Origin of the sequence: Sphingomonas yabuuchiae (assembly GCF_001477495.1) — a bacterium.
Classification (GTDB): domain Bacteria; phylum Pseudomonadota; class Alphaproteobacteria; order Sphingomonadales; family Sphingomonadaceae; genus Sphingomonas; species Sphingomonas yabuuchiae_A.
On record NZ_LDTF01000007.1, the window covers coordinates 22,707 to 45,454 of the forward strand.

At 66.7% G+C, this 22,748-nt stretch carries 23 protein-coding genes; 8 read left to right on the plus strand and 15 right to left on the minus strand.

The genetic code is table 11. The features are described 5' to 3' along the window. Positions 1–14: 14 nt before the first annotated feature. Genes rodA through NS355_RS01430 form a run of 5 tightly spaced genes read right to left on the minus strand, consistent with a single transcriptional unit; the run spans position 15 to position 5,648 of the window. Complete coding sequence (gene rodA, locus NS355_RS01410) at positions 15–1,127, minus strand: rod shape-determining protein RodA (RefSeq protein ID WP_058744027.1); 1,113 nt, start codon at positions 1,125–1,127, stop codon at positions 15–17. Continuing rightward, positions 1,124–3,190, minus strand: a complete 2,067-nt coding sequence (gene mrdA, locus NS355_RS01415; protein WP_058744028.1) for a penicillin-binding protein 2 — start codon at positions 3,188–3,190, stop codon at positions 1,124–1,126. The genes rodA and mrdA overlap by 4 nt, the downstream gene beginning before the upstream one ends. Before the next feature lie 2 nt (positions 3,191–3,192). Further along, complete coding sequence (locus tag NS355_RS01420) at positions 3,193–3,717, minus strand: rod shape-determining protein MreD (RefSeq protein ID WP_058744029.1); 525 nt, start codon at positions 3,715–3,717, stop codon at positions 3,193–3,195. Further along, positions 3,714–4,583, minus strand: a complete 870-nt coding sequence (mreC, locus tag NS355_RS01425) for a rod shape-determining protein MreC (protein ID WP_058744030.1) — start codon at positions 4,581–4,583, stop codon at positions 3,714–3,716. The genes NS355_RS01420 and mreC overlap by 4 nt, the downstream gene beginning before the upstream one ends. Before the next feature lie 24 nt (positions 4,584–4,607). Continuing rightward, entirely contained in the window at positions 4,608–5,648 is a 1,041-nt protein-coding gene (locus NS355_RS01430) for a rod shape-determining protein (protein WP_042482832.1), read from the minus strand. 134 nt (positions 5,649–5,782) lie between these two features. On the opposite strand from NS355_RS01430, the gene mutL reads away from it, so the two are divergent. Then, positions 5,783–7,570, plus strand: coding sequence for a DNA mismatch repair endonuclease MutL (gene mutL, locus NS355_RS01435; protein ID WP_058744031.1), 1,788 nt, complete (start codon positions 5,783–5,785; stop codon positions 7,568–7,570). A gap of 170 nt (positions 7,571–7,740) precedes the next feature. On the opposite strand, the gene NS355_RS01440 is transcribed toward mutL, so the two are convergent. From NS355_RS01440 to rpsF, 4 genes are all read right to left on the minus strand, one after another. Beyond that, a complete protein-coding gene (locus NS355_RS01440; RefSeq protein WP_058744032.1) occupies positions 7,741–8,019 on the minus strand; it encodes a hypothetical protein in 279 nt (92 codons plus the stop codon). Positions 8,020–8,468: 449 nt separating this feature from the next. Continuing rightward, positions 8,469–9,062: a 50S ribosomal protein L9 gene (gene rplI, locus NS355_RS01445; protein WP_058744033.1), complete on the minus strand. Its 594-nt coding sequence runs from the start codon at positions 9,060–9,062 to the stop codon at positions 8,469–8,471. Between the two features lie 12 nt (positions 9,063–9,074). Beyond that, on the minus strand, positions 9,075–9,299 hold the full coding sequence (gene rpsR, locus NS355_RS01450) for a 30S ribosomal protein S18 (RefSeq protein ID WP_007403456.1): 225 nt from the start codon (positions 9,297–9,299) through the stop codon (positions 9,075–9,077). Further along, positions 9,299–9,709, minus strand: a complete 411-nt coding sequence (gene rpsF, locus NS355_RS01455) for a 30S ribosomal protein S6 (RefSeq protein ID WP_037567458.1) — start codon at positions 9,707–9,709, stop codon at positions 9,299–9,301. The genes rpsR and rpsF overlap by 1 nt, the downstream gene beginning before the upstream one ends. 255 nt (positions 9,710–9,964) lie before the next feature. Here rpsF and fabD point away from each other — a divergent pair, with 255 nt between their 5' ends. The 6 genes from fabD (at position 9,965) to mltG (ending at position 15,094) form a co-directional block, all read left to right on the plus strand. Continuing rightward, positions 9,965–10,924 (plus strand): ACP S-malonyltransferase, encoded by a 960-nt coding sequence (gene fabD, locus NS355_RS01460; RefSeq protein WP_058744034.1) that lies wholly within the window; start codon positions 9,965–9,967, stop codon positions 10,922–10,924. A gap of 28 nt (positions 10,925–10,952) precedes the next feature. Further along, positions 10,953–11,381 (plus strand): GxxExxY protein, encoded by a 429-nt coding sequence (locus NS355_RS01465; RefSeq protein ID WP_058744035.1) that lies wholly within the window; start codon positions 10,953–10,955, stop codon positions 11,379–11,381. A 2-nt stretch (positions 11,382–11,383) separates the two neighbouring features. Next, entirely contained in the window at positions 11,384–12,124 is a 741-nt protein-coding gene (gene fabG, locus NS355_RS01470) for a 3-oxoacyl-[acyl-carrier-protein] reductase (RefSeq protein WP_058744036.1), read from the plus strand. Positions 12,125–12,255: 131 nt separating this feature from the next. After that, positions 12,256–12,492: an acyl carrier protein gene (locus tag NS355_RS01475; protein ID WP_007403554.1), complete on the plus strand. Its 237-nt coding sequence runs from the start codon at positions 12,256–12,258 to the stop codon at positions 12,490–12,492. 122 nt (positions 12,493–12,614) lie between these two features. Then, positions 12,615–13,871: a beta-ketoacyl-ACP synthase II gene (gene fabF / locus NS355_RS01480; RefSeq protein WP_058744274.1), complete on the plus strand. Its 1,257-nt coding sequence runs from the start codon at positions 12,615–12,617 to the stop codon at positions 13,869–13,871. 254 nt (positions 13,872–14,125) lie between these two features. Continuing rightward, a complete protein-coding gene (mltG, locus tag NS355_RS01485) occupies positions 14,126–15,094 on the plus strand; it encodes an endolytic transglycosylase MltG (RefSeq protein WP_058744037.1) in 969 nt (322 codons plus the stop codon). A gap of 3 nt (positions 15,095–15,097) precedes the next feature. Here mltG and bla read toward each other — a convergent pair whose 3' ends face one another. Next, positions 15,098–15,961: a subclass B3 metallo-beta-lactamase gene (gene bla / locus NS355_RS01490; protein ID WP_058744038.1), complete on the minus strand. Its 864-nt coding sequence runs from the start codon at positions 15,959–15,961 to the stop codon at positions 15,098–15,100. Positions 15,962–16,055: 94 nt separating this feature from the next. Between bla and NS355_RS01495 the strand changes: the two genes are divergently transcribed. Beyond that, on the plus strand, positions 16,056–16,925 hold the full coding sequence (locus NS355_RS01495) for a LysR family transcriptional regulator (RefSeq protein WP_058744039.1): 870 nt from the start codon (positions 16,056–16,058) through the stop codon (positions 16,923–16,925). Between the two features lie 135 nt (positions 16,926–17,060). Here the strand turns inward: NS355_RS01495 and eda are convergent, their stop codons facing one another. The 5 genes from eda to zwf form a co-directional block, all read right to left on the minus strand. Beyond that, positions 17,061–17,666 carry a bifunctional 4-hydroxy-2-oxoglutarate aldolase/2-dehydro-3-deoxy-phosphogluconate aldolase gene (gene eda, locus NS355_RS01500; protein WP_058744040.1) on the minus strand — a complete coding sequence of 202 codons (606 nt, stop codon included), beginning with the start codon at positions 17,664–17,666 and terminating at the stop codon, positions 17,061–17,063. Continuing rightward, entirely contained in the window at positions 17,663–18,628 is a 966-nt protein-coding gene (gene glk / locus NS355_RS01505; protein WP_058744041.1) for a glucokinase, read from the minus strand. The genes eda and glk overlap by 4 nt, the downstream gene beginning before the upstream one ends. A 21-nt stretch (positions 18,629–18,649) precedes the next feature. Next, positions 18,650–20,467 carry a phosphogluconate dehydratase gene (gene edd / locus NS355_RS01510; protein WP_058744042.1) on the minus strand — a complete coding sequence of 606 codons (1,818 nt, stop codon included), beginning with the start codon at positions 20,465–20,467 and terminating at the stop codon, positions 18,650–18,652. Further along, a complete protein-coding gene (pgl, locus tag NS355_RS01515; protein ID WP_058716759.1) occupies positions 20,464–21,174 on the minus strand; it encodes a 6-phosphogluconolactonase in 711 nt (236 codons plus the stop codon). The genes edd and pgl overlap by 4 nt, the downstream gene beginning before the upstream one ends. A gap of 101 nt (positions 21,175–21,275) precedes the next feature. Next, the gene (gene zwf, locus NS355_RS01520) at positions 21,276–22,739 is read right to left on the minus strand and encodes a glucose-6-phosphate dehydrogenase (RefSeq protein ID WP_058744043.1); all 1,464 of its coding nucleotides are present in this window, start codon (positions 22,737–22,739) and stop codon (positions 21,276–21,278) included. Between the last annotated feature and the right edge of the window lie 9 nt (positions 22,740–22,748).

A 22,748-nucleotide genomic window follows, 5' to 3' on the forward strand; every position in this document is an offset into this window, starting at 1 on the left:
GCGGAATTTTTGCCTTACCAGCGCGCCGGGCGACGGTTCTCGCGGTCGATCGCCATCAATATGCCCAGGCATAACAGCACCGTCATCTGCGACGACCCGCCATAGCTGACCAGGGGCAGGGGGATGCCGACCACCGGCGCCAGGCCCATGACCATCATCAGGTTGACCATGACATAGATGAAGATGGTGGTGGACAGCCCCGCCGCCGTCAGCCGGGCAAAGCGCGTCTGCGCCGCCTGCGCGACGTTCAGGCCCCAGCGGATGACGAGGATGAAGGCCAGGATCAGCAGACAGCCGCCGACCAGCCCCCATTCCTCGGCCATGGTCGCGAAGACGAAGTCGGTATGCCCCTCGGGCAGATAGTCGAGATGGCTCTGGGTGCCGTTCAGGAAGCCCTTGCCCCAGATGCCGCCCGATCCGATCGCGATCTTGGACTGGCTGATATGATAGCCGGTGCCCAGCGGATCGCTTTCCGGGTTCATGAAGATCAGGACGCGGTTGCGCTGATAATCGTGCAGAACGAAATTCACCGCCAGCGGCGCTGCGACCGCCAGCGCCATCGCCCCGCCGATAAACAGGCGCAGCGGCACGCCGGCCAGGAACATGACCGTCGCCCCGCCCGCACAGATCATCAGCGCGGTGCCGAGATCGGGCTGCTTCATGACGAGCGCGGCGGGCACCGCGATCATCGCGGCGACGGGCCATATGCCCGAGAAGCGCCGCGTCTCGGCCGGGGGCATCAGTTCATAGAAGCGCGCCGCGCCCAGCACGATGAACAGCTTCATCAGTTCGGACGGCTGAAGGCGGATAAAGCCGACGTCCAGCCATCGCTGACTGCCCCCCCGCACCGCTCCGAGCAGTTCGACCAGCACCAGCGCGACCACCAGCACCAGATAGCCCGGCATCGCGATCCGCCGCCACAGGTCGAGCGGCAGTCGCGACAGCACCAGCGATCCGGCCAGCAGGACGAAGAAGCGCACGCCCTGCGGCTTGGCCCAGGGAGTCAGCGATCCGCCCGCCGCCGAATAGAGGACCACCAGCCCGAAACAGCCGATGGCGGTGACCAGCAGGATGACCAGCCAGGGCAGCTGCGCGATCGGTTCGGGGATGATGCGGGGGCCGCTCACGGATTGGGGTCGCCTGCGTCTTCGGGATCGGTGTCGCGCGTCGCCATCGCCTCGGCCTGCGCGTCGGAGACGTTGGTCGCCGCCTCGACGGCGGGGGAGTCGGTCGCGGCGCCCGCATCGGTCTTGGTCGCGGCGGCAGCAGGCTGGGGTGCGTGCGCCGCGCGGTAGGCGGCTTCTTCGGCGCGCATCCGGGTGGCGATGTCGCCGCCCCAGGTCGGCTCTCCCTCGGCCAGCGAGGCCAAGGCGCGGTCGCGGTCGAACAGATAGGTCATGATGTCGCGCCCGATCAGCGGCGCGTCGAGATTGCGCACGGTATGGCCATTATGCTCCAGCACGATGGCGGCGGCGTAGCGAGGATTGTCGGCGGGCGCGAAGCAGACGAGCAGGGCGTGGTCGCGCAGCTTGAAGGGCAACTGTCCGTTCTTCAGCACGCCCATGCGCCGCTCGGCCATGGTGATGCGGCGCACCTGGGCCGTGCCGGTCTTGGCCGCCAGGCTGACACCGGGCACCAGCATCCGCGCCGCGCCGCCGGTCCCGCCCTGGTTGACCACGCCGAACATCGCGTCACGCACCACCGCCAGATGCTCGGAGGCGACGGGCAGGGCGGGCGCGTCGAGATGAACCTGATGCGCAAGCATGCTGGGCTGAAGATGCCGCCCCGATGCGAGCCGCGCCGCCATCACCGCCAGCTGGAGCGGATTGGCCAGCACATAGCCCTGACCGATCGACGCGTTCAGGCCATCGGCGACGGTCCATTTCGTCTTGTATTTCTTTAGCTTCCAGGCCGCATCGGGCACGGTGCCATAACGCTGGGTGCTGAGCGGCAGGTCGAATTTCTGCCCCAGCCCGACCATCCGCGCGATCGGCGCGATCCGGTCATAGCCCATGCGGCGGATCATCTCGTAGAAATAGATGTCGCAGCTCTGCTCGATCGCGCCCTTCAGGTTCAGCGCGCCGTGCCCGCCCCGCTTATGGCAGTGGAAGACGCCGGTGCCGACCCGCATCGCACCGGTGCAGAGAACCCGGTCGTTCGCGCCGACTCCCGCCTCCAGCAGCGCCAGGCCATTCATCGGCTTGACGGTCGAGCCGGGGGGATACAGCCCCTGCGTGACCTTGTTCATCAAGGGCACGTGATCGTTTTCTGACAGCATCGCCCATTCGAGATGGCTGATCCCGTCCGAAAAGCTGTTGGGATCATAGGCGGGCATCGACACCATCGCCAGCGTCTCACCGGTCCGGCAGTCGAGCACCACCGCCGAGCCCGAATTGGTGCCCAGACGGCGCGCGGCATATTCCTGCAACCCTGCATCGATGGTCAGGCGGATATTGCGGCCGGGCGTGTCGGGCCGGGTGGCCAGTTCTGCGACGACCTTGCCGCGCGCGGTGACCTCGACCCGCTTGGCGCCGGGCTTGCCGCGCAGATATGGCTCCAGCATCTTTTCCAGCCCGTCCTTGCCCAGCTTGAAGCCGGGGGTGACGAGCAGCTGGTCGTGTGTCGCCTTGAACTGTTCGGCGGTCGGCGTACCGACATAGCCGGTCAGATGCGCGACCGCCGGGCCTGCCGGATAGAAGCGGGCAAATCCGCGTGTCGGCTGAACGCCGGGCAATTCGGGCAGGCGGACGCTGACCGCCGCGAAGCGTTCCCAGTCCAGACGCTCGGCCACCTGGACCGGCTGGAACCCGGCCGCATGTTCCAGGTCGAGGCGGATGCGGTTCATCGCCTCGTCATCCAGCTTCAGGATCCGGCGGAGCAGTTCCAGCACCCGATCCTTGTCCTCCAGCCGGTCGGGGATGATGTCGACGCGGAAATCGGTGCGATTGTTGGCGATGGGAACGCCGTGCCGGTCGATCAGCCAGCCGCGACGCGGCGGGATCATCGTCGTGTTGACGCGGTTGCTCTCGGAAAGGAGGTTGTACTTCTCGTTCTGCGCGATCGACAGCCACGCCATCCGCCCGGCCAGCATCAGGCCGACGCCCGCCTGGGCCGTGCCCAGCACGAAGGCGCGGCGCGAAAAGCTATAGGCCTGCGCGGCCTCGGTCATGATCCGGCCGGGGCGATCCATGCTCAGGCCCCTACCTCATTCCGCCCGCGTTTGCGATCGATCCACGCGACCAGGCGCGTGGCCATCGGAAAAAGCAGGATGGTGATGGCGATCTGGATGACCAGCGGCGCATCGACCTGCGCGCCGACCGGCACCGCCAGGAAACGCCCCGCGATCAGGCAGAATGCGATGGCGCCGCTGGCGATCAGCCAATCCTGCCAGAAGTCGCGGAACACCAGACGATGTTCGAACAAGTCAATGGCCAGCGAGGTCAGCGACCAGAGCAGGACGGCGGAACCGAGCGGCTGTCCTGACACCAGATCGTCGAACAGGCCGAGCGGTGCGGCCGCCCAAAGGCGCAGCGCAAAACGCGCGACCAGCCGCCAGGCGAGCAGCATCAGCAGGCCCATCGGCGGCTGCAACGGTACGATCGCCACTACCGGCACGATCGCGGTCAGCGAAGCGGCCATCACGGTCAGCCACGGCAGCGCACGGGCGCGGGCGGGGGGCAGTCCGGGGTCGAAGGGATTATAGGTGTCGAGGGTCACGGCCGGGGTGCCGGCGCTGATGGCGGCATCGGCATGAAGGCGCGCTGAACGATGGCGAAGTCCAGCGTGTCGGGATGGATGAAGGGGCGCGCCACCGCGACGTCGCCGCCATCGGTGCGGACGCGTGCCACCGGAATGTTCGGGGCATAGAGCCCGCCGGTGCCCGAGGTCACGAACAGGTCGCCCTTGCCCAGCCGAACATTGGTCGCCACCGACCGGACGTCGAGCGTGCCGTCGCCGCGTCCGACCGCAATGGCGGGCATGCCGTCGCGCGTGCGCCGCACGGGAACGATGCTCTCGGGATCGGTCAGCAGCAGGACGCGTGCGGCGGCAGGCCCCGACTCGGTCACGCGCCCGATCAGCCCTTCCGGCCCGCGCACCGCCATGCCCGGCTCGACGCCCTGCCAGCGGCCTGCGTTGAGCAGCGCGAAGCGGCGGCCACTGGCTCCCGTCGAACTGACCAGCCGTGCCGTCACGACGGTGTCGGGCGTGCGGTCGCGAACCGCCAGCAGCCGCCGCAGCCGGCGATTGTCATGGGCGATGGTCCGCGCCGTCAGCAGGATCTTGCGCGACTGTTCGAGTTCGGCGCGCAGCCGGTCGTTTTCGGAATGGACGAAGAAGTAATGGCCGATCGCGTCGGGAACGCTGCTCACCGCGTCCCCGATCGCGACGAACGTGCCCGAGATGGGCGCGGTCACGCTGCCCAGCGTCATGCGCAGGGCGGCAAAGGCGGGCGGGTTGAAGGTCGATGCGACAAGCAGCACCGCACCCACCACCGCACCCGCCACCGCGAGCACATAGGCCAGGAAAGCTCCATATTGCCGCCGTCGCGAGAAACCGGTGCGACGGTCGCGGGCGGGCGCCATGCGCCGGTCCCCTTATCCTGGAGGTTAGCCGTTCAGCAGGACGCCGCGATACATCGGGTCTTCCAGCGCGCGGCCGGTGCCCAGCGCGACGCAGGTCAGCGGGTCTTCCGCCACCGTCACCGGCAGGCCGGTCTCGTCACGCAGCACCTCGTCCAGCCCTTCGAGCAGCGCGCCGCCGCCGGTCAGGACGATACCCTGGTCGACGATGTCGGCGGCCAGTTCGGGCGCGGTGTTTTCCAGCGCGACGCGAACGCCCTCGACGATGGTCGCGACCGGCTCGGACAGCGCCTCGGCAATCTGGCCCTGGTTGATCTGGATTTCCTTGGGCACCCCGTTCACCAGGTCGCGGCCCTTGATCTGGATCGTCACGCCGATGCCATCCGCCGGGGGACGGGCGATGCCGACTTCCTGCTTGATCCGCTCGGCGGTGGCTTCGCCGATCAGCAGATTATGGTTGCGGCGGACATAGGAGACGATGGACTCGTCCATCTTGTCACCGCCGACGCGCACGCTGGTCGTATAGGCCAGGCCGCGCAGCGACAGCACGGCGACTTCGGTCGTGCCGCCGCCGATATCGACGACCATCGAGCCGATCGGCTCGGTCACCGGCATGTCGGCGCCGATCGCGGCGGCCATCGGCTCCTCGATCAGGAAGACCTGGCTGGCGCCCGCGTTCGACGCCGCATCGCGGATCGCGCGGCGTTCCACCTTGGTCGAACCCGACGGCACGCAGATCACGATCTCGGGCCAGCGCGCGAACTTGCGGGGGCCGTGGACCTTCAGGATGAAGTGCTTGATCATCTGTTCAGCGACGTCGATGTCGGCGATGACGCCGTCGCGAAGCGGGCGGATCGCCTCGATATTGCCCGGCGTCTTGCCCATCATCAGCTTGGCGTCGTCACCGACCGCCTTCACGCGCTTGATGCCGTTGATCGTCTCGACCGCGACGACGGACGGCTCGTTCAGCACGATGCCGCGTCCGCGGACATAGACCACGGTGTTCGCGGTGCCGAGGTCGATCGCCATGTCTTGCGACATGAATTTCAGGAAGCGGGGGAGAGGCATCGAGGCTTTCGTTCCGTCTGGTGGACCGGGTGGGCGCATTTCATATCCCGAACCGCCGCCAAGAGCCGTCACAGGCACCTGCACCGTCATTTGCGGGGTCGCGGGATGCCGTCGCTTGGGCTAGGGTTTGCCGCATGTCAATACGGCGTCTGCCTCCCCATCTCGTCAATCGTATCGCGGCCGGTGAAGTGGTGGAAAGGCCCGCCAGTGCGTTGAAGGAATTGGTCGAAAATTCAATCGATGCGGGCGCCACCCGGATTGCCGTGGCGATCGGGCAGGGCGGCATCGGCCGGATCGAGGTGGCCGATGACGGGTGCGGCATGTCGGCCGAGGACATGGCGCTGGCGCTGGAGAGGCATTGTACGTCCAAGCTGCCGGACGAAGCGATCGAATCGGTCCTGACCCTGGGATTTCGCGGCGAAGCGCTGCCCTCGATCGCCAGCGTCGCACGGGTCACGATCGAGAGCCGACCGGCGGGCCGCGACGGGTGGAGCCGGGTGGTCGACAATGGCGAGGTGCTGCGCGACGGCCCCGCCGCCGTGCCGCCGGGTACCCGGATCGTGGTGGAGGACCTGTTCGCGCGGGTTCCGGCCCGACGCAAGTTCCTGCGCTCGCCGCGTTCGGAATATGCCGCCTGCCTCGACATGGTGCGCCGCCTGGCGATGGCGCGGCCTGATATCGCCTTCACGCTGGAGCATGACGGGCGACGGGTGCTGACCGTGCCGGGCGGGGAGGAGCGGCCGGGCCGTGTCGCCGGCCTGACCGACCGCGCTCTGGCGGAAAATTCGGTCGCGATCGATTGGGTGCGCGACACCGTGTCGCTGGGCGGGGTCGCGGGGCTGCCGACCTTCAACCGGGGTATCGCCGACCATCAATATCTGTTCGTCAACGGCCGACCGGTCCGCGACCGCCTGCTGATGGGTGCGATTCGAGGGGCTTATGCCGAGATGTTGCCACGGGATCGTCATGCGGTCGTGGCACTGTTCCTCGACATGCCCCCCTCGGAAGTCGATGTGAATGTCCATCCGGCCAAGACGGAGGTGCGCTTTCGTGACCCTGCGCTGATCCGGGGCATGATCGTGTCCGGCCTGCGCCGCGCGTTGGACGAAGCGGGCCATCGCAGCGTGCAGCGTCCGCCGGACTCGGCACTGGCCATGTGGCAGGCCGAGAGCGTTGCCGCGCCGCTGGCCTCCGTTCCGGTCGCCGATGACTGGACATCGTCTGCGCCCGAGGCGCGGGTGATGGAGCGCCAGTCGCTCTTCGCGCCCCGTCCCGGTTTCACCGCACCGCCGCCGCTCGCCCGCGCCGAACCGGCCTTCGCGGCCCCGCCGGAGGTCCGCCAATATCCGATGGGCGTCGCGCGCGGGCAGGTCGCCAAGACCTATATCGTCGCCGAAGCCGAGGACGGGCTGGTCCTAGTCGACCAGCATGCCGCGCATGAACGGCTGGTGCTGGAACGGATGCGCGCCGCGCTGACCGGGGGGCGGGTGGCGTCGCAGGCGATGCTGATCCCCGAAGTGGTCGAACTGGACGAACCCGCCTGCGATCGGCTGGAGGCGCGTGCCGAGGAACTGGCGGAATTCGGCCTCGACCTCGAACGCTTCGGCCCGACCGCAATGCTGGTCCGCTCGACGCCCGCGCTATTGGGGCAGAGCGACCCCAAGGGGCTGGTCGCCGATCTGGCCGATGAACTCGCTGCCTTCGACCAAGCGCTATCCCTGCGCGAGCGGCTGGACCATGTGGCGGCGACCATGGCGTGCCACGGCTCGGTCCGCGCAGGCCGTATTCTGTCGGTCGCCGAGATGAACGCGCTGCTGCGCGAAATGGAGGTCACGCCCCATTCCGGCCAGTGCAACCATGGCCGCCCGACCTGGGTGAAGTTGCAGCATGGCGATATCGAGAAGCTGTTCGGGCGGAAGTAAGGCCGGCAAACTGCTTCAATGCAGCGCTGCCATACGCCGCGCCTATTCCGATGGGGGGGGCGTCAGGGCCGTGAGATTTTTGGCGATGATTTCCGCCTGCTCGCCGGATTTGGACGTGATCGCATCTTTCTCTTTCGGCTCAATGTCGAGAACGTGAGGCGGTCGCGCCGTCAGGGCAGCCGCCACGCCGGAGGGCATTCGGCGAAATCACCCCAGACATAGTATCGATCCTGTCGCCGATCGTAAGAAGCCAGGCTCCACTGCGGCGGATCGGGCCATCCGAACCAGTCTCGGTCGATCAGATACAGGGTTTCGTCGCCGTGATGCGCGACAAAGCCTGTCCCGGTCTTGTTGGCCCAATCGAAATCATTGCCCAGCAGGGCGGATGGTGGCCAATCCTCCGCGCCCGCCAACCGCCACAGGAGGGGCCAATTCGTACGCAGCCGCAATCCAGCCTTTCTTCGCCAGATACGAAAGAAGGGGAGTGACCAAGGATCGGCCTTCCAGATCACGACGCCGTCCTTCCATGGCGCGCCGTGCCAAATTCGTCCTGATCCAGTTTATGCACCTCTTGTTCCACCGGTGAACCGAGCCCATAGGGCGATGAGTTGAGATTTTTTACGCTCAAACGTTCATCGTAACGAAACTTTTGCACTTGGCCGTGTATTTGCTGGTCATTGGACAGACAGGCAGTTTTACCATGAAACATATCATGCCGCTCATTTTCGCTTTGATCCCGCTGGCCGCCGTGGTCAGCGCCTGCGTGGCCTGTCCGTAACGTCGTTCTGTGCGGCCACCGTGCCGTGCACCATGGTGTCGTCCCCAAGACGCAAAAAAGGGCCGCCCGGACATGCCGGACGGCCCTTTCTTTTTCGGCAGAAGGCCGAAGCGCGGGGGATTAGCCCTGCGCTTCTTCCTGCTCCGGCTGAACCTCGGCGGTGGCGCCGGGCTCTGCGTTGGGATCGTAATCCTCGGTGAAGCCGGCTTCGTCACGCTCGAACATCGAGGCCATGACGTCGACGCCCTGCGCCTGCATCTCGGCCTCTTCCGGCGAGCGGGCGACGTTGACCTTGACGGTCACGGCGACTTCCGGGTGAAGCGCGACGCGCACGTCGTACAGGCCGATCGCCTTGATCGGACGGTCGAGCACGATCTGGCTCTTGTTCACCTTGTGGCCGTCGGCGACCAGCGCCTCGACCAGGTCACGCACCGCGACCGAGCCGTACAGCTGGCCGACGTTCGACGCCTGACGGATCAGGGTGACGGTGGCGTTCTCGAAGGTCTTCGACTCGACCTCGGCCTCGGCGCGACGGTTCGCGTTCTCAGCTTCGATGCGGGCGCGGTTGGCCTCGAACACCTTCTTGTTGGCTTCGTTGGCGCGCAGCGCCTTCTTGCGCGGCAGCAGGAAGTTACGGGCATAGCCGTCCTTCACCGTGACCACGTCGCCGATGGCGCCGAGCTTTTCGACGCGCTCAAGCAGAATAACGTTCATCTGTAAGACCCCTTACTTCACGACGTAGGGCAGGAGGCCCAGATGACGCGCGCGCTTGATCGCCTGGGCGAGCTCGCGCTGCTTCTTGGCCGACACGCTGGTGATGCGCGAGGGCACGATCTTGCCGCGCTCGGACACAAAGCCCTGCAGCAGACGGACGTCCTTATAGTCGATCCGGGGCGCGTCCTTCGCGGAGAAGGGGCAGCTCTTGCGGCGACGGAAAAACGGGCGGGCCATTATGCGGCTTCCTCTTCACGATCACGACGGGGGCGGTCAGCGCGGTCGGGGCGTTCGCCACGATCGGCACGACGCTCGCGGTCGCGCTCCTGCTTGCGCATCATCACCGACGGACCTTCTTCATGGCCGTCAACCTTGACGGTCATGTAGCGGATCACGTCTTCGTTGATCTGGGTCTGGCGCTCCAGCTCGGCGACGACACCGGCGGGGGCGTCGATTTCGAGCATGACGTAATGCGCCTTGCGGTTCTTGGCGATCTTGTACGCCAGCGAACGCAGGCCCCAGGTCTCGGTCTTCACGACCTTGCCCTGATTGTCCTCGACGATCTTCGTGGCGGCTTCCGCCAGCGCGTCCACCTGCGCCTGTGCCAGATCCTGGCGCGCAAGGAACACGTGCTCGTAAAGAGCCATGCAGCTTACCTTATGTTGGCCGATCGCTGATGCCCACCCCATGTGGGACACCCCTCCGGCTGTCTTCCATACTTCAATACCGTCACGCCAAAATGGCATGAGGGCGGGTGAAGCAGGTGCTTCCCGCCCAATGGTGCGCTGCCTCATAGCGATTTGGCGGCAAAAGGCAAGCGGGCAAGGGCCTCGGACTTGCCAGCGGCGGGCGACCTTTCTACCGCGCGGGCCATCCTATTACTGTTTCATGGCAGAACGAACATGCGTGCATTCATCTTTCCGGGCCAGGGCAGCCAGGCCGTGGGCATGGGCAAGGCGCTGGCCGAGGCGAGCCCCGTCGCCCGCGAGGTGTTCCAAGAGGTCGACGAGGCGCTGGGCCAGCACCTCTATCGCCTGATGGTCGAGGGCCCTGCCGACGAGCTGACCCTGACCGAGAACGCCCAGCCCGCGATCATGGCGAACGCCATCGCGACGCTGCGCGTGCTGGAGAAGGAAGGCGGCGTACGGCTGTCCGAAAAGGCCGATTTCGTCGCGGGCCATTCGCTGGGCGAATATACCGCGCTGTGCGCGGCCGATGCGATCGACCTGCCGACGACCGCGCGCCTGCTGAAGCTGCGCGGCCGGGCGATGCAGGCGGCGGTGCCGGTGGGCGAGGGGGCGATGGCCGCCCTGCTCGGTGCGGACCTGGAAAAGGCCAAGACCATTGCCGGGGCTGCGGTCGATGCGATCCTGGCCGAGGGTGGCGAGGAACTGGTCTGCACGGTCGCCAATGACAACGATCCCAGCCAGGTCGTGATCTCCGGCCACCGCGCGGCGATCGAGAAGGCGGTGGCGCTGGCCAAGGATCTGGGGGCCAAGCGCGCGGTGCTGTTGCCGGTGTCAGCGCCTTTCCACTGCCCGCTGATGCAGCCCGCAGCGGACGCGATGGACGCCGCGCTGGCCGAGGCGACGATCCGCGCACCGCTGGTGCCGGTCTATGCGAATGTCGAGGCGGCGCCGGTTGCCGATCCGGGCGCGATCCGCGCGCTGCTGGTCGCGCAGGTTACGGGCATGGTCCGCTGGCGCGAATCGGTGCTGGCGATGCAGGAGGCGGGCGTGACACAGTGTGTCGAGTTCGGCGGCAAGGTGCTGGGCCCCATGGTCAAGCGCATCGCGCCGGACGTCGATGCGGTCAGTGTCGTGACGATGGACGATATCGAAGGGCTGCTCGCCAAGCTTTGATTTCGCGCGGAGACGCGGAGGCGCGGAGATGCGGGACATAGACGAGATCAGTGGGGCCGTTCTCGACGTTGCGTTGCGGATGCATCGTGATTTGGGGCCGGGGCTGCTTGAGAGCGTTTACGAAACCGTTCTGGCGGGCAAGTTGGACCGAATGGGATTTCGGGTAGCCCGACAGCGGCCGGTAGATATTCATTTTGACGGCATGACCTTCGACGCCGCTTTTCGTATTGATCTCCTTGTTGACGAGCGCTTGCTCGTCGAAATCAAATCGGTTGAGCGGCTGACTGCCGCTCACGCTAAGCAATTGCTGACCTATTTAAGGCTGACCAGGCAACCGGTTGGTCTGCTGATTAACTTTGGCGGCGCAACGCTGAGAGAAGGGGTGCGACGGATCGTCAATTCCCACACTCCCTCCGCGTCTCCGCGTCTCCGCGTGAACCAAAGAATCGGAGAATAAGCATGTTCGACCTGACAGGAATGACCGCCCTCGTGACCGGCGCATCGGGTGGCCTCGGCTCGGCGGTCGCGAAGGCGCTGGCGGCGCAGGGGGCGAAGTTGGCGCTGTCCGGCTCCAATATCGACAAGCTGGAGGCATTTCGCGCCGAACTGGGCGGTGAGCATGTCGCGGTGCCGTGCAACCTGTCCAACGCGTCCGCCGTCGACGCGCTGATCCCGCAGGCGGTGGAAGCCTTGGGCGGCAAGCTCGACATCCTGGTCAACAATGCCGGCGTCACCCGCGACAATCTGACCATGCGGATGAAGGACGAGGAGTGGGACCAGGTCATCAGTGTGAACCTGGAGGCGACCTTCCGCCTGATCCGCGCCGCCGCCAAGCCGATGATGAAGGCACGCTTCGGCCGCATCATCTCGATCACCTCGATCGTCGGCGCGACAGGCAATCCCGGCCAGGCCAACTACGCCGCATCGAAGGCGGGCATCGTCGGCATGTCGAAGGCGGTGGCGCAGGAACTGGCCAGCCGCAACGTCACCGTCAACTGCGTCGCGCCGGGGTTCATGCGCTCGGCGATGACCGACGTCCTGCCCGAGGCGCAGAAGGCCGCGCTGCTCGGCAAGATCCCGGCGGGCGATCTGGGCAAGGGCGAGGATATCGGTGCCGCCGTCGTCTATCTGGCGTCGAAGGAGGCAGGCTATGTCACCGGCCAGACGCTGCACGTGAACGGCGGCATGGCGATGCTGTAAAAGGCATATTTGCCACGAATGACCTTATCCTGGCCCAAGTCCGTCGCTGGACGGGCTTGCCAGACTAGGGCGCGCGTTCTACGTGCGTTCAGGAAGTATCAACCCCCGATGAATTACGAGAAGGGATTACCATGAGCGAGACCGCCGACCGCGTGAAGAAGATCGTCGTCGAGCATCTCGGCGTCGAAGCCGACAAGGTGACCGAGGACGCGAGCTTCATCGACGATCTCGGTGCCGACAGCCTCGACATCGTCGAGCTCGTCATGGCGTTCGAGGAAGAGTTCGGTGTCGAAATCCCGGACGATGCCGCCGAGAAGATCACGACCGTCAAGGACGCGATCACGTATATCGACGAGAACAAGGCCTAATTCCGGGGCCTCGGCCCGCAGATGATGCGGGCCGAACAGGCCGCCAAGGCCAGGTTTCAAGCGGCTCCCCGACCCCGACATAGCGGGCGGGGAGCCGTTTTCGTTTGGGAATGGAGTGGAATATGCGGCGCGTCGTCGTCACCGGTCTGGGTCTTGTCACGCCGCTGGGAGCGGACGTGGAAACCGCCTGGGCCAATCTGATCGCTGGCAAGTCGGGCGCGGGAACGATCACCCGCTTCGACACGACGGGGCAGAAATGCACCATCGCGTGCGAGGTGAAGCCCAAGGATCATGAATATGGCTTCGACCCCGACAAGCGCGTCGACCACAAGGTCCAGCGTCAGGTCGATCCGTTCATCGTCTATGGCATCGACGCCGCCGGACAGGCGCTGGAAGACGCCGGCCTGACCGAGATGGACGAGGCGACGAAGCTGCGCGCGGGCGTGTCGATCGGCTCGGGCATCGGCGGCCTGCCGGGTATCGAGATCGAATCGGTCAACCTGCACGAGCGTGGCCCCGGCCGGGTCAGCCCGCACTTCGTCCATGGCCGCCTGATCAACCTGATCTCGGGCCAGGTCAGCATCAAATACGGCCTGATGGGCCCGAACCATGCGGTCGTCACCGCCTGCTCGACCGGCGCGCACTCGATCGGTGACGCGGCGCGGATGATCCGCGACGACGATGCCGACATCATGCTGGCCGGTGGTGCGGAGAGCACGATCAACCCGCTCGGCGTCGCCGGTTTCGCCCAGGCGCGTGCGCTCAACATGAGCATGAACGACCGTCCGACCGAGGCAAGCCGTCCGTATGACAAGGGCCGCGACGGCTTCGTGATGGGCGAGGGCGCGGGCGTCGTCGTGCTCGAGGAATATGAGCACGCCAAGGCGCGCGGCGCGAAGATCTATGCCGAGGTGGTCGGCTATGGCCTGTCGGGCGATGCCTATCACGTCACCGCGCCGCACCCCGAGGGCAAGGGCGCCGAAAATGCGATGCGCATGGCGCTGCGCAAGGCGGGCATGGAGCCGTCGGACATCGACTATATCAATGCGCATGGCACCTCGACCATGGCCGATACGATCGAGCTGGCCGCCGCCAAGCGCGTGTTCGGCGACGACCTGTCGGGTGCGTCGATGTCGAGCACCAAGTCTGCGATCGGCCATCTGCTGGGCGGTGCCGGTGCGGTCGAGAGCATCTTCTGCATCCTGGCGCTGCGCGACCAGATCGTGCCGCCGACGCTGAACCTCGACAATCCGGACGAAGGGACCGAGGGCGTCGACCTGGTTCCGCACGTCGCCAAGAAGCGCGAAGTGAAGGCGGTGCTGAACAACTCGTTCGGCTTCGGCGGCACCAATGCTTCGCTGGTGATGAAGGCGATCTGAACCCCTCGATACCCGTTCGGCCTGCGTGAAGGCGCAGGCCACGGGATTTGAGGGGAGGCCCAGGCACCCATTTCGGCTTTGCGTCTTGCGAACGAAATGAGTGGCAGAGCGAAATTCCAACCCCGGTGATGACCGGGTCCGGTTGCAAATTCATTCGGCTCGCGTCATCGGGCGGAATGGCAAACGGGCCCGGATCATCGCCGGGGTTGTTCCATGTCCGGGCGTCAGCGCCCTCGTCAAAAACCGGGTGAGATATGCGCAAGGTCGGCTGTATCGGGTTGCTGCTGGGGCTGATCGGCATCGCCGTCTTCGCCTGGGTCGCGCATGACTGGGCGGGCAGCGGGCCCGCGGACAAGCCGCTCGCAGTCGTCGTGCCCGAAGGGGCGAGCCTCGCCAAGGCCGCCAATGAATTGCAAAAGGCGGGCGCGATCCGTTCGGCCGGTCGTTTCCGCCTGTACGCGCGGATCTTTGGCAAGGGCGGGGCGATCAAGGCGGGCGAATATGCCATCCCCGAACATGCCAGCGCGCATGATGTCCTGACCCTGTTGCAGGAGGGCAAGGTCCGCCAGCGACTGGTGCCGGTACCGGAGGGTTATCCCTCGGTCCTCGTCCACGATGCCCTGATGCGCGCCGATGGCCTGACCGGTGATGTCGCCGTTCCCGCCGAGGGTTCGGTTCTGCCCGACAGCTATGCCTATCAGAAGGGCGACACCCGCGCCTCGGTGGTGGCGCGGATGCAGAAGGCGATGAAGGACTATCTCGCCCAGGCTTGGGCCGACCGGAAGCCCGGCATCGCCGTCAAGACGCCGCAGGAGGCGATCATCCTCGCCTCGATCGTCGAGAAGGAAACCGGCAAGCCCTCCGAGCGGCGCACCGTCGCGGCGGTCTATGGCAACCGTCTGCGCATCGGCATGCCGCTTCAGGCCGATCCGACCGTGATCTATCCCATCACCAAGGGGCGTCCGCTGGGGCGGCGCATCCTGCGCTCCGAGCTTCACGCCAAGAACGGCTACAACACCTATGCCAGTCCCGGCCTGCCGGTCGGACCGATCGCCAATCCAGGCCGTGCTTCGATCGACGCGGTGCTGAACCCGGCGGACAGCAAGGCGCTGTATTTCGTCGCGGACGGATCGGGCGGCCATGTCTTTGCCGATACGCTGGCGGAGCATAACGCCAATGTTCAGAAATGGTACGCGATCCGTCGCCAGCGCGGCGAGATGTGACGATCAGCGCGCCTCTTGCCCGAGGCGTTGGGCAAGCTTGCGCTGGGACGAAGCCGCATAGGCGCGACAGGCACCCGGCGCCGTCAGAAACCGCTCTGTCGCGCCGTCCTGATCGGCATGGGCGGTGATCAGGATATTGCAGGGCAGGGCGCGCATCGCCGCCTGACCGCGTGCGAAGGCCGCGACCACCGCCTTGTTCGTCGGGGCGGAGAAGCGATAATCGTCGGTCGATACCGGGTTCAGGCTGGCGGCGAAGACGATCGCCTTGCACCGCTGCCCTTCGCAGGCGCGCCAACTCCAACTCATGCTGCCCATGGTGTGGCCCGGTGTCGCCCGCGCGGTGACGACGGTGTTGCCGAGCTTCAGTCTTTCCCCATCGCGGATGATGCGGACGGACTGGACGGCGGGGAAGCGGCTGTCATAACCGCGTTGCGGATCGTCCGCCGCCAGCCGCCCGGTGCGCAGCCCCTCGGCGCCGCGAGGGCTGGCGACGACCGTCGCGCCGGTATCGCGGGCCAATGCGGCGAGGCCGCCCGCATGGTCGAAATGCGGCTCGGTGCTGAGAATATATTTGATGTCGCGCGGGCGGAAACCGAGCGTGGCGACATTGGCGAGGATCGCAGGTGCTGCCTGTGGCAGCGCGCCATCGATCAGGATCAGGCCCTTGCCCGTATCGATCAGCGCGACGTTCAGACCGCCGAAGCCGACCAGATAGGTTGGCCCGAAGACCTTCACCGGCGGGCGCGGCTCGAGCCATTCCGCCGTGTGTTCGGTGATGATCGACTTGGTGAGCGGGTCGGGTGTCTGTGGCGAGGCGGGCGCGGTGACGATGGCGATCAGCGAGAGCAGTGTCGGTCTGGCGAGCATGGCGTGTCTCCTCGGCCGGAGAAATGGACGGCTTTGTCCCGCATCACAAAGCATCTTCCCTCGACAGAGCCATGAGCGGATTTCATGATGGGGCATGGACCGCGCCCAACTCCCTCTTAATGCGCTACGCGCCTTCGAGGCGGCGGCGCGGCATCTGAACTTCACTCGCGCCGCGATCGAGCTGTGCGTCAGCCAGGGCGCGGTCAGCCATCAGGTCGCCAGCCTGGAGAAGAGGCTCGGCGCGCGGCTGTTCCATCGCTTGCCACGCGGGCTGGCGCTGACCGATGACGGGCAGGCGCTCGTGCCGGTGCTGGCCGAAACCTTCGACCGGATCGGGGCGACGCTGGACCGGTTTGCCGATGGGCGTTTCCAGCATGTCGTCAACATCGGCGTGGTGGGGACCTTTGCCACCGGCTGGCTGCTGGCGCGGCTGGACGATTTCGCGGCGACCCATCCGCACATCGACTTGCGGGTGTCGATCAACAACAACCGGGTCGACTTGGCGGGCGAGGGACTGGATTATGCGATCCGCTTCGGTGACGGGGCGTGGCACGGAACGCATGCCGAACCGCTGATGGCTGCGCCGCTGACACCGCTTTGCGCACCGCTGGTCGCTGCGCGCTTGAACGGACCGGGCGATCTGGCGCGGGAGCGGCTGCTGCGATCCTACCGGGTCAGCGAATGGGAGAGCTGGTTCGCCAAGGTGGGCGTCCAGCCGCCGAACCTGCGGGGGCCGATGTTCGACAGCTCGGCATTGATGGTCGGCGCGGCGATGGCGGGGCTGGGTGTCGCGCTCGCGCCCAAGGCGATGTTCGGGCATGAACTCACGACCGAACGGCTGGTCCAGCCCTTTGCCGTCGAGATCGATGCCGGGCGTTATTGGCTGACGCGGTTATTGTCGCGCAAGGAAGGACTGGCGATGAAGGCCTTTCGCCAGTGGTTGATGGAGGCGGTGCAAAAATGATTCTCCCCGGGACGGGGAGGTGGCAGGCCGCAGGCCTGACGGAGGGGGAGTGCCACAAAGGACGTCCGATGCGGCACTCCCCCTCCACCACCGCTTTGCGGTGGTCCCCCTCCCCGTGCCGGGGAGGATTTCGGATCAGCCCCGCAGTGCCGCCGCCGCGCGGGCCTTGGCCTCCACGTCAGCCATCGAGCCACCCGTCACCCAGCTGCCGCCGACGCACAGCACGCGGTCGAAGGCCAGCCAGTCGGGGGCGCTCGCCTCGGTGATCCCGCCGGTCGGGCAGAAACGCGCCTGATAGAAGGGCGCGGCCAGCGCCTTCAGTGCCTTGAGCCCGCCGCTGGTCTCGGCGGGGAAGAACTTGAAATGGGTCAGTCCCAGGTCCAGCCCGCGCATGATGTCGCCCGCATTGGCGATACCGGGCAGATAGGGGATGCCGCTGTCGATCACCGCCGCGCCCAGCCGGTCGGTCAGGCCGGGCGAGACGATGAATTCCGCGCCCGCATCGGCCACGTCGCGCAGCTGCTGCTCGTTGACGACGGTGCCCGCACCGACGATCGCGCCGGGGACCTTCTTCATCTCGGCCATGGCTTCGAGAGCGGCGGGGGTGCGCAGCGTCACCTCCAGCACCTTCAGCCCGCCCGCGACCAGCGCCTCGGCCAGCGGCTTGGCGGTGGCGGCGTCGTCGATGACCAGCACGGGGATGACCGCGCTGGTGCGCATGATGGTGGCGATGTCGGTCATGTATGCTCCTGGGCAAAGGCCGCGGCCGCACCGAACAGGCCGGGCTGGGGATGGGTGATGAGCTTGACGGGGATGCGCGCCATCAGCGACTGGAACCGGCCCTTGGCGACGAAGCGCTGGTCGAAGCCCGAGCGCAACAGCTTGTCCTTGATCCGATAGCCCAGGCCGCCCGCGATCACGACGGTCTTGGCCCCTTGCGCCAGCGCGAAGTCGCCCGCGACCGCGCCGAGCGCGAGGCAGAACCGGTCGAGCGCGGCCAGCGCGATCGAATCGGTGCCCTCCAGCGCCTCGGTCCAGATTTCGCGGTCGTCGCGGCTGGGGACCGCTCGGCCCTCCAGCGTGGCGAGCGTCTCATAGATGGCGACGATGCCGGGGCCCGAGCAGATCCGCTCGCACGACACGCGGGTATAAGTACGGCGCAGGCGCTTCAGGATCGCGTCCTCGATACCGTCGAGCGGGGCATAGTCCATATGCCCGCCCTCGGTCTCGATGACGTGATAACGCTCCGGCGTCAGCAGCACCTGCGCGACGCCAAGGCCCGTGCCCGGGCCGCAGACGGTGACGACGCCGTTGGCGGGCATCGGCTCTTCGGGGCCGCAGATATGGAGGAAGTCTTCCTCCGGCACCTGTGCGACGGCATGGCCGACCGCGCCGAAGTCATTGATGACCGTATAGATGTCCGCGCCCAGCCGCTCGGGGATCAGCGAGGGGCGGATGACCCAGGGGTTGTTGGTCATGCGGATCACGTCGCCGGTGATCGGCGAAGCGATGGCGAGCGAGGCGGCCTTGGGCAGCGGACGGCCCAGATGCGCCTCGAACGCCTGCCACGCGGTCTGGAGCGAGGCGTGCTCCGCCGTCTTCTGCGTGCACGGCTCGCCCAGCTTCACGACCCGGCCATTCTCGACCTCGGCGATCGCGAAGCGCGCATGCGTGCCTCCGATATCGACGGCTACGATTTCCATGATGTCCTCCCCCTTATCGTTTTACAGGCCGGCGCCCGCGAGAATGGGTGATGCACCCTTCTCGGCTTCGTCGGCGGCCTGGCGGAACAGCGCGAACAGCTCGCGGCCCATGCCTTGTGCGGGGGCGGGCGTCGCCGCCTGCTCGCGCGCGGCCCATTCGGCCGGATCGACCAGCGCGTTGAGCGTTCCCTCGACCGCGTCGAGCCGGACGATGTCGCCGTCGCGGATCAGGCCGATCGCGCCGCCGCCGATCGCCTCTGGGCTGAGGTGGATGGCGCAAGGAACCTTGCCGCTCGCGCCCGACATGCGGCCATCGGTGACCAGCGCGACCTTGAAGCCGCGATTCTGCAGCACGCCGAGCGGCGGGGTCAGCTTGTGCAGTTCGGGCATGCCATTGGCCTTCGGGCCCTGGAAGCGGACGACGACGACCACGTCGCGCTCCAGTTCGCCAGCCTTGAACGCGGCCTGCACTTCGGATTGATCCGAAAAGACGCGCGCAGGCGCCTCGATGATCCAGCGTTCGCGTTCCACCGCCGACACCTTGATACACGCCCGGCCCAGATTGCCCGACAGGATGCGCATGCCACCATCGGGCGAGAAGGGCGCGGCGGCCGGGCGCAGGATCGTCTCGTCGCCGCTATCGCCGACCGGGGTCCAGCTCAGCTTGTCCTCGGCGATCACCGCCGTCTGGCCGTAATCGGACAGGTCCTTGCCCGCGACGGTCATGATGTCGCGGTGCAGTAGCCCGGCGGACAGGAGTTCGCGGATGACATAGGGCATGCCGCCCGCCGCCTCGAACCCGTTCACATCGGCCGAGCCATTGGGATAGACGCGCGCGATCAGCGGCACGGCGGCCGAGAGGCGGTCCATATCCTCCCAGTCGATGATGATCCCCGCCGCACGCGCAATGGCGGGCAGGTGGATCAGGTGATTGGTCGAGCCGCCGGTCGCCAGCAGGCCGACCGCCGCGTTGACGATCGCCTTCTCATCGACGCAAGCCCCCAGCGGGCGATAATCGTCGCCACGCTGGCCGATCGCGGCGAGGCGATGGACGGCGGCGCGACTGAGTTCCTGGCGCAGCTTGGTGCCCGGATTGACGAAGGCGGCGCCCGGCATGTGCAGGCCCATCACCTCCATCATCATCTGGTTGGTGTTGGCGGTGCCGTAGAAGGTGCAGGTGCCCTTCGAATGATAGGCCGCGATCTCGGCGTCGAGCAGTTCGTCGCGGCCCGCCTTGCCCTCGGCAAAGGCTTCGCGGACGGCGGCCTTCTGCTTGTTGGGCAACCCCGTAGGCATCGGACCGCCGGGCACCAGGATCATCGGCAGATGGCCGAAGCGCAGCGCGCCCATCAGCAGGCCAGGCACGATCTTGTCGCAGATGCCGAGCAGCGCCGCGCCCTCGAAGGTACCGTGGGACAGCGCCACCGCCGTCGACAGCGCGATGGTGTCGCGGCTGAACAGCGACAGCTCCATGCCCGCGTACCCTTGCGTCACGCCGTCGCACATGGCGGGCACGCCGCCCGCCACCTGCGCGGTCGCGCCAACTTCGCGCGCCCAGACCTTCATCAGTTCGGGGTAGCGATAATAGACGGCATGCGCCGACAGCATGTCGTTATAGGCCGACACGATGCCGATATTCATGCCGCGATCCGCCTTCATGGCGTCGCGGTCTTCCTCGGTCCCGGCATAGGCATGGGCGAGGTTGGCGCAGCCCAGATTGGGGCGGCGCACCGCCGTCTCGGCCTCGTGCGCGATCAGGTCGAGATAGGCCTGGCGGCCCGGTCGGGATCGTTCGATGACCCGGTCGGTGACGGCAGAGACGGCGGCGTTCAGGCTCATTGCTCGCTCCAGTGGATGTCGATCGGCAGTTCGACCTCGGCCAGGACGCGGCCGACCGGATAGGGCGACGATGCGCCTTCCTTGATCGCGTCTTCCAGCACCTTCTTCTTGGCGGGGCCCGAGATGGCGAACATGATCGAACGGGCCGAGACGATGCCCGCGCGGCTGAGCGTCACGCGCGCGACCGGTGCCTCCGGCGGCAGCGGATCGGGCATCAGGCCCAGCGCGCGGCGCTCCTTGGGGCCGTTGAGCGCTTCGTCATAATCGGGGCCGGGGAAGATCGAGGCGGTGTGCCCGTCCGCGCCCATGCCCAGCAGCACGAGGTCGAGCGGCCAGTGTAGTTCCTGCATCAGCGCATCGGCAGAGCGCCCTGCGGCCTTATAGTCCGACGTGGCCTGCGGCACGATCGGCATGACGCGCGCGCCCTTGGGCAGGAAAATCTTGCCGATCATCGTCACGTTGGACAGCGGATCGCCCAGCGGGACGATACGCTCGTCGGCGGGGACGATGGTCACCCGCTTCCAATCGAGCTTGGCCTGGGCCAGCTTTTCATAGACCGGGATCGGCGTCTTGCCACCCGACAGCGCGATCACCGCCGCGCCGCGCGCCTCGATCGCGCTTTCGATGATGAACTGGATGTCGCCCGCCAGCGCGTTCGCCATCTCGGTGGTGTCTTCGTAATCCCACCATTCGATTTCGTCGGTCATGTCACTTACGTCCTAGATAGTCTTTGCGCGAAGCAGGCCAGCCGCCGGGCCGTGCCGCGTTCCGCGTCGATGTCGTTCGCCTCCGCCTGAGGGGCGGGGGATCAATCGTCCTGCCAGTGCACCCCGTCGCGCTCGGTCAGCGCGATGGCGGAGGAGGGGCCCCAGCTGCCGCTCGGATAGGTCTTGGGCTTGACGTCGTTTGCGTCCCAACCGGCGCGGATCGCGTCGATCCAGGTCCATTGCGCCTCCACCTCGTCGCGGCGGACAAACAGCGTCTGATCGCCCTCGATCAGGTCGAGCAGCAACCGCTCATAGGCGATGCGGCGGCGGGTGCCTGCGAACTCGGCATCAAGCGACAGGTTCAGCGGCACCTCGCGAAGCCGGATGCCCTCGCGGTCCAGACCCGGCTCCTTCGCCATCACCAGCAGCTGGATATATTCCTCCGGCTGCAGGCGGATGACCAGCGTGTTGGGCTGGAGCAGGCCGCCGCGCCCGGCGAACATCGAGTGCGGCACCGGCTTGAACTGGATCGCGATTTCCGAGCGGCGTGCAGCCATGCGCTTGCCGGTGCGCAGGTAGAAGGGCACGCCCTGCCAGCGCCAATTGTCGACATGCGCCTTGATCGCGACGAAGGTCTCGGTCTTGGACGGCTTGCCCAGCTCGTCGGCATAGGAGCCGACGATCTTGCCGCCGACCGCGCCATCGGCATATTGGCCGGTGACGGTGTTGTTGGGCACTTCCTCCGGCGTCATCAGCCGCAGCGAGCGGAAGACCTTGGCCTTTTCGTCGCGGATCGCGGTGCCGTCATAGCGCGCGGGCGGCTCCATCGCGATGAGGGCGAGCAGCTGGAGGATATGGTTCTGCACCATATCGCGCAGCGCCCCTGCGCCCTCGTAATAGCCCGCGCGATCCTCCAGCCCGACCGTTTCGGCGATGGTGATCTGCACATTGTCGATGCCGTGCGCGTTCCAGATCGGCTCGAAGAAGAAATTGCCGAAGCGCAGCGCCAGGATGTTCTGGACGGTTTCCTTGCCCAGATAATGGTCGATGCGGAAGGTCCGCTCCTCGGGGAAGCCGAAGGCCACCGCGTCGTTGATTTCCTTGGACGAGGCGAGGTCGTAGCCGAGCGGCTTTTCCAGGCCGATCCGCACCGTCTCGCCCGCCAGGCCGACCGATTCGAGGCCCTTGATGGTGGACTCGAACAGGCTGGGCGCGGTCGACAGGTAGATGGCCAGGCCGTTCGACACGTCGCCGACCTTCTCCGCCAGCGCCGGGAAACCGTCCGTCGAGGAGGCGTCGAGCGACTGATACTGCACCCGCTCCAGGAAGCTGGCGATCTTGTCGGCATCCTTGCGGTCGTCCGGCAGGAAGGTGTCCAGCGCCTTGGCCGCGAATTCGCGGAAGCTGGCGTCGTCATGATCCGACCGGGCGGTGCCGGTGATCGTCAGCCCCTCGGGCAGCAGCCCGTCCGAATGCAGGTTGAACAGCGAGGGCAGCAGCATCCGCTGCGACAGGTCGCCGGTCGCGCCGAACAGCAGCAGCTTGCCAACGGGATTGCGCGTCATGACGTCTCC